The organism is Nocardia sp. No.11, from assembly GCF_038752175.1.
Classification (GTDB): Bacteria; Actinomycetota; Actinomycetes; order Mycobacteriales; family Mycobacteriaceae; genus Nocardia; species Nocardia canadensis.
In genome coordinates, this window is sequence record NZ_JBCGFB010000201.1 from 1 (window position 1) to 6,578 (window position 6,578).

Annotated in this window: 4 protein-coding genes; 2 read left to right on the forward strand and 2 right to left on the reverse strand. The window is 70.9% G+C overall.

The window, feature by feature from the left end; genetic code table 11:
- Together V8688_RS30785 and V8688_RS30790 are read left to right on the forward strand one after the other, a co-directional pair.
- Positions 1-665 (forward strand): TerD family protein (locus V8688_RS30785; RefSeq protein ID WP_342802265.1); only part of this gene is annotated, 665 nt, incomplete at its 5' end.
- A gap of 30 nt (positions 666-695) precedes the next feature.
- Positions 696-1,364 (forward strand): TerD family protein, encoded by a 669-nt coding sequence (locus V8688_RS30790; protein ID WP_342802266.1) that lies wholly within the window; start codon positions 696-698, stop codon positions 1,362-1,364.
- A gap of 963 nt (positions 1,365-2,327) precedes the next feature.
- Here the strand turns inward: V8688_RS30790 and V8688_RS30795 are convergent.
- Both V8688_RS30795 and V8688_RS30800 read right to left on the reverse strand, forming a co-directional pair.
- Positions 2,328-4,007: a glycosyltransferase 87 family protein gene (locus V8688_RS30795; RefSeq protein ID WP_218715857.1), complete on the reverse strand. Its 1,680-nt coding sequence runs from the start codon at positions 4,005-4,007 to the stop codon at positions 2,328-2,330.
- A gap of 71 nt (positions 4,008-4,078) precedes the next feature.
- Positions 4,079-6,295, reverse strand: a complete 2,217-nt coding sequence (locus V8688_RS30800; protein WP_342802267.1) for a transglycosylase domain-containing protein — start codon at positions 6,293-6,295, stop codon at positions 4,079-4,081.
- Between the last annotated feature and the right edge of the window lie 283 nt (positions 6,296-6,578).

The following is a 6,578-nucleotide window of genomic DNA, read 5'->3' on the forward strand; positions in this document are numbered from 1 at the left end:
CGGCCGGCCCCGGCCCCGGTTACCCGCCGCCGGCGCAGGCCGCGCCGCCGCAGCCCGCCGGTGAGATCAGCCTGAGCAAGGATCGCCCGGTCAGCCTGCAGAAGGGGCAGCGCGTCACGCTCCGAAAGGACGGCGGCGCCGCGCTCACCTTCGTCAAGATGGGCCTGGGCTGGGACCCGGTGCGCACCCGCGGCATGTTCGGCAACCGCACCGTCGACATCGACCTCGACGCCTCGGTGTGCCTGTTCGCCGACAACAACCTCGTCGACGTCGCCTACTACGGCCAGCTGTCGTCCAAGGACGGTTCGGTCCGCCACCAGGGTGACAACCTCACCGGTGAGGGCGAAGGCGACGACGAGATGATCCTGGTCGACCTCACCCGGATCCCCGCGCACATCTCCACGCTGCTGTTCATCGTCACCTCGTACAAGGGCCACACCTTCGAGCAGGTGCAGAACGCTTTCTGCCGCTTGATCGATGGCGCCAACAACGGCGAGCTGGCCCGCTACACCCTCGCGGGTGGCATGCCGTTCACGGCGATGGCGATGGCCAAGGTGTACCGGGTCGGCGCCGACTGGAAGATGCAGGCGCTGGGCGAGGGCTTCCAGGCCAAGCATCCCGGCGAGGCCGTGCCCCAGCTGGGCCGGTTCCTCGGCAGCGACTAAGGCAGGACGACACAGAGCAGGCATGACGACGTGATTCACCTGAAGGCGGGCCAGAACACCGCACTGTCCGCCGACATCGTGCGCTTCACCGCACAGACCGCCGGTACCGTCGAACTCGGCGCGCTGGTGGTGGACGAGAATCTGCGGGTGCGCGACGAGCACGATCATGTGTGCGCGTCGCGGCCCGCGGCTCCCGGCGTCACCTTCGCCGGTGGCGCGGTGGACATCGCACTGGCGCAGGTCAGGTCGGACGCGAACGCCGTGCTGCTCTACGTCACCGCCGGGCACGTGCTCGGCGACGTCACCGCGACGCTGGCCGAGAACGGCTCGCCCACCGCGGAATTCGTGGTCGCTCCGACCGCGGGGGAGAGCGCGCTGATCTGCCTCGAGGTGTACCGGCGCGGTGGCGGCTGGAAGCTGCGCGCACTGGGACAGGGCTACGACGGCGGCGCGGCGCAGCTGCTGCCCGCGCACGGCGTGCCCGCCCCGGCGACACCGCGAGCGACCGCGCCGACCGAGACGGTCGAGCGGCCCGCCACCACCGCGGCGCCCGGCGTTCCGCTGGAGGTCGATCACGGCCTGCAGCGGATGTGGATGATCTTCGAGGACNGCCGACCGAGACGGTCGAGCGGCCCGCCACCACCGCGGCGCCCGGCGTTCCGCTGGAGGTCGATCACGGCCTGCAGCGGATGTGGATGATCTTCGAGGACGCGGCCCGCTCGGCGGCCGCCCTGCTCTCGGCCCGCGACTACGCCGCGAATCGGCTGGATCAGGAACTGTCCGAAGCGGTGTCGAATCCGGCCACTCGCAACACCCCGGCGGCCGACGCCGCGCGCGCCGCCGCGCAGCGCCGCCACGACGAGCTGGTCGGCGTCGCCGACGGCAACCATCGGCGCGACAGCGACCAGCTCGGTCGCGAGATCGCCGAGGCCGACGCGGTGATGCCGGCCGCGCTGGCGTCCTGGCTGGCCCCGGCCTGGACCACGAAAGCCGTACGCAGCGACGGCATCCGGCTCGGCGAGCTGTACGCCCTCGATCGCGGTGCGCTGCGCGTGCCGTATTGCGTTCCGGTGCCGCTGAATCGGCCGCTGTGGGTCGACACCGAGTCCAGCGCTGCCGCGTCCCGGGTGGTCGGCGCTCTGGTGGCCCGGCTGGTCGCGGCGCTGCCGGACAAGCCGACCCGCGTCGACCTGATCGATCTCTCCGGCGGTCTGCGCGGGCTCGCCGCCCCGCTCACGCCGCTGCTCGCCGGGCCGGTGATCGCCGATCACGCCGATATCCCCGCGCGTCTCGGTGAACTCGCGCACGCGGCCGAGCTGGCCGACATCGCCTACAACAGTGGGCAAGCCGTGCCGCCCGCCGAGCACCGGATTCTCGTCGCGGCCGACTTCCCGCACGGTTACCAGGCCGCCGACGTGGTGCGCCTAGGTCAGCTGATGGTGCGCGGCGACCTGATCGGGCTGTCGCTGGTGATCGTCGGCAGCGGCGGCGTCGACTTCGGTGACGGACCGCTGTCGCTGCTGTCGCAGTCGTGCAGGCACCTGCCCACGGTCCCCGGCACCCCGCTGTTCGATCCGTGGACCGGCAACGCCTGGGAACTCGACCTCGACATGCTCCCGGCCGAACCCGAGCTCCAGGCCCGCTACCTGCGGATGTAGCCGGTCATTCGACCATCGCGGCGGGGCGCGAGCTGGTGCACGCCTGCCGGGGGCGCAGGAACTCCGGCAGCCACGGCAGCAATGGGTCGGGGGCGCGGTCCAGGACCCCGCCCGCCGGATCGTCGACGAAGTCGCGGCGCACCAGATCGTCCTGCGGGCGCAGGATCTCGTGCACGATCAGCGCGCACAGGCCGAGGACGGCCAGATCGCGCAGCACCACGGTGCCGGTGAACCACTGCTCGGGCAGGCCCTTGGCGTCCTCGCCGAGGTAGTAGTACATCCGGGGCACCCAGACGAGCGCGTCGATCGTCATCCAGGCCAGCAGGATTCGCCGATGCGGCAGCGCGAGCACGGCCAGCGGCACCAGCCACAGCGAGTACTGGGGGCTCCACACCTTGTTCGTCAGCAGGAACGCGGCCACGACCAGGAAGCACAGCTGGGCCACGCGCGGGCGGCGGGCCGCGGTCAGCGCCAGATAGGCGATGCCAGCGCAGGCGAGCAGGAACAGCAGCAGCGAGACCGTGTTCAGCACCGTCGGCGGCTGTCCGTGCGCGAGCTCGCCGTCGAACCCGCCCCAGCCGGTGAAGGAGGTGATCACGTTGTAGATCGAATCCGGGTCGGCGTGCCGGGTGGTGTTGAGCCGGAAGAACTCTCGCCAGCCGTCCGGGTACAGCACGGCGATCGGCAGGTTCACCGCGATCCAGGTGCCCGCCGCGGCGAGGATGGCGAGCACGGCCGCGCCGAGCGGGCGCAGCGCGAACAGATGGGTGCGGGCCGGTGTCTCGCGGATCCAGGTCCGCGCGCTGTCGATGCTGTCGACATCACGCAGCCGCAGACCCGCGCGCGCGGCGGGCTGGCGCTGCATCGGGTCGGCGCGCAGGCACAGCACCAGGATCGGGCCGAGCAGCAGCAGCGGATACAGTTTCGCGGCGCCGCCGAGACCGAGCAGCACGCCGGCCAGCACCGGCTTGCGCCGAGCCCAGGCCAGCAGGCCGGTGGCCGCGAAAGCCGTTGCCAGCGCGTCGAAGTTGGTGAACGCGTGCACGATCACCAACGGCGACACCGCGATCAGCGCCGCGTCCCAGACCCGCCGCCCGGCTAGTCGCGACGACGCCCAGACGGTGATCAGCCAGCCCACCGACAGACCGAGCGCGACGACGTTGAAATACACCACCACCGACAGCGCGCCGGGCAGCGGCAGGTGGTCCCACACGTTGCCGAGCTGCATCGCGACGTACTGGTAGAGGCCCGAAAGGACCGGATACTCCATGTATCTGGTCTCGGTGCCGCCGTCGGGCGTCGACTCGGTCCAGGACTTCTTGTACGGGAACGCGCCCTCGTTGAGTCGTTCGGCGCCGTAGAGCGGCACCGTGTCCGAGTAGCACATGGCCACGTACTGACGGCCGTTGTTCCAGTCGAGCATCAGCCCGCCCGCGCCGTCGGAGGTCTGCTGGATGCAGCCCGCCTTCGCCGTCCAGCCGAGCGCGAGGAACACCACGGTGAAGGCGAACATCACCCGCAGCGGCGTCCAGAACCGCACCCGGCCGATCAGCGCGTGATCTCCGACCGGTCCGCCGATCACGGTCGACAGCTGCGCGGTCAGCGAATCGTTGCGGCTGGGCCGGTCTCGCGCGTCGATCGAGCGCAGGTCGGGGGCCAGCTGGGCGGGCGCGACGTACTGCACTTCGCGGCCCGGCCGGGTACCACTCGACGCCGGCTGGTCCGCGAGTTGCTGATCGGTCACGACATCCGAGGCTACCGGGATCTGGTCGGCGTGGTGCCTCCGCCGCCCTCGGTGCCGTTCGCGCCCGCACCCGGCCGGGTGCTGTTGCCGTTGCCGTTGGTGTTGCCGTTGGTCGGCGGGGAGCCGTCCGCCGGGGCGGTCGGCTGACCCGGCAGCGGGCCGGTGGTCGTCTCCGGCGTCTGCTGCGAGGGCTGCTGGCCGGCGGGCTGCTGCACGCCGGGCACCGGGATCCGGATGCCGGGCAGGATCTCGACCTGCGACGGCACGATCACCGGCGGGGCGATCGTCGGCGCGGTGGTCGACGGGGCGGTGTAGGGCGCCGACCATTCCGGCACGCCCGCCTGGCCCTTGATCGGGGCGGGCTTGGGGAACGACTCGTTCGGTGTGCCGGCCAGCGCGCCGTCCATCGTCGCCTTCCAGATGTCGGAGGGCAGACCGGAACCGTAGATGCTGCCGCCACCGTAGTTGCGCAGCGGATCGCCCTGCTCGGTACCGACCCAGACCGCGGTCGACAGCGACGGGGTGTAGCCGACCATCCAGGCGTCGCGGTTGTTGCCGGTGTCGCCGAGCTGGTGGGTACCGGTCTTGGAGGCCGACTCGCGCCCGCCCGCCAGGTTGTGGTTGCGCGAGTACGCCGCGATCGGCTTCATCGCCGCGGTGACGTTGTCGGCCACCGCCGCGCTCACCCGCTGCTCACCCGCGGGCTCGCCGCGATCGAGCAGCACCTGACCGTCGGCGGTCACGACCCGCTGCACGAAGTGCGGCGCGTGGTACATGCCCGAGGCCGCCAGCGTGGCATAGGCCGAGGCCATGTCCAGCGGACGCGACTGGTACTGGCCCAGCACGATGCCGTTGTTCGGACCGGCGCCGTTGGGCTCGGTCAGGGTCTTGCCGATGCCGGGCAGTTCCTCGGGGATGCCGAGCTTGTGGCCCATGTCCGCGATCTTCTGCGGACCGTTCTGCATGTCCAGCTGCATCCGGTAGAAGCTGGTGTTCAGCGAGCGCTTGAGCGCCTCGGCGATGGTGCACATGCCGCAGGACTCGCCCTCGACGTTGCCGATCTGGATGCCGTTGACGGTGATCGGCGAGCTGTCGTACAGCTGCGAGAGCGGGATGCCCATCTCGAGGTTCGCGGCCAGGCCGATCACCTTGAACGAGGAGCCCGTCGGCAGACCGGCGTTGGCGAAGTCGAAGCCCTGGCCGTCCTCACCGCCGTAGTAGGCGCGGACCGCGCCGGTGCGCGGGTCGATCGAGACGACCGCGGTCCGCAGGTTCTCCGGCTCGCCCTGCAGCTTGGACTGCGCGGCGTTGACCGCGGCCTCCTGCGCCTTGGGGTCGATCGTGGTGGTGATCTGCAGGCCCTCGGTGTTGAGCTGCTGCTCGCTGATGCCCGCCGCCGACAGCTCCTTGAGCACCTGGTTCTTCACCAGACCGCCGGGACCCTCGTCCTGGTTGCTGTCGTTGAGCGAGGCCAGCGCGACCACCTGCGGGTACTGCATCGAGGCGCGCTCGGCCGCGGGCAGGTTGTTGCCGCTGACCATGCCGTCGAGCACGTAGTTCCAGCGGGTCTTGGCGCCCTCGGGGTTCTTCTCCGGATCGAGCAGCGAGGGCAGCTGGATGGTCGCGGCCAGCACGGCGCCCTCGGCCACGGTCAGCTCCTGCACCGGCTTGCCGAAGTAGGCCTTCGACGCCGCGTCGATGCCGTACGCGCCACGGCCGAAGTAGATGGTGTTCAGGTAGGCGGCGAGGATGTCTTCCTTGCTCCACTGCCGGGCCATCTTGGCCGAGATGACCAGCTCGTGCATCTTTCGGGTCATCGACCGCTCGTCACCGACCAGCGCGTTCTTCACGTACTGCTGGGTGATCGTGGAGCCACCACCGGCGCTTTCCTTGCCGAGGATGTTGTCGCGCGCGGCGCGGGCGAAGCCCGACACCGAGAAACCCGGGTTGGTGTAGAAGTCGCGGTCCTCGGCCGCGATCACGGCATTGCGCACGTGCGGCGGGATCTGATCGATCGAGACCTCGGTGCGGTTGCCCTGCGGCGGGACCACCTTGCTGATCTCGGTGGTGCCGTCGTTGGCGTAGATCATCGCGACCTGGTTGGTCTCCAGATCGCCCGGCTTGGGCACCGAGACCGCCGTGTAGGCGACGAGGAACACCGCGCTCGGTACGACGATGGCGAGCGCCATCAGCACGTACATGGTCCGGCGAATGGCCCGCCACGGCATTTTCCTCACCGAACCACCCTTACCGGAGCCGTCGTCGCCCCCGCCACCATCGCGGCGGTTACGTGGCCCACTCGGCGGCGGGGTGCCGCCGGTGCCGGTGGCTCGGCGTTCGCCGGTGGTCGGCCCACCGGGACGGCGGCCCGGACCTGCGCCGGGACGCGCGGTCACGGCCGATCCACCGGAGCGGGTGCTTCGGTTCAGGTCGTCACGGACGGGCCTGCCGCCGTCGGGATGACTCGCCCGCGCGGTCGACTCGTCGCGTCCGGGGCGCGGCAGCTTCTGG

Excerpts from the sequence above, each read along its gene's own strand:
- V8688_RS30800 (WP_342802267.1), bottom strand. The coding sequence starts at position 6,295 with ATGCCGTGGCGGGCCATTCGCCGGACCATGTACGTGCTGATGGCGCTC.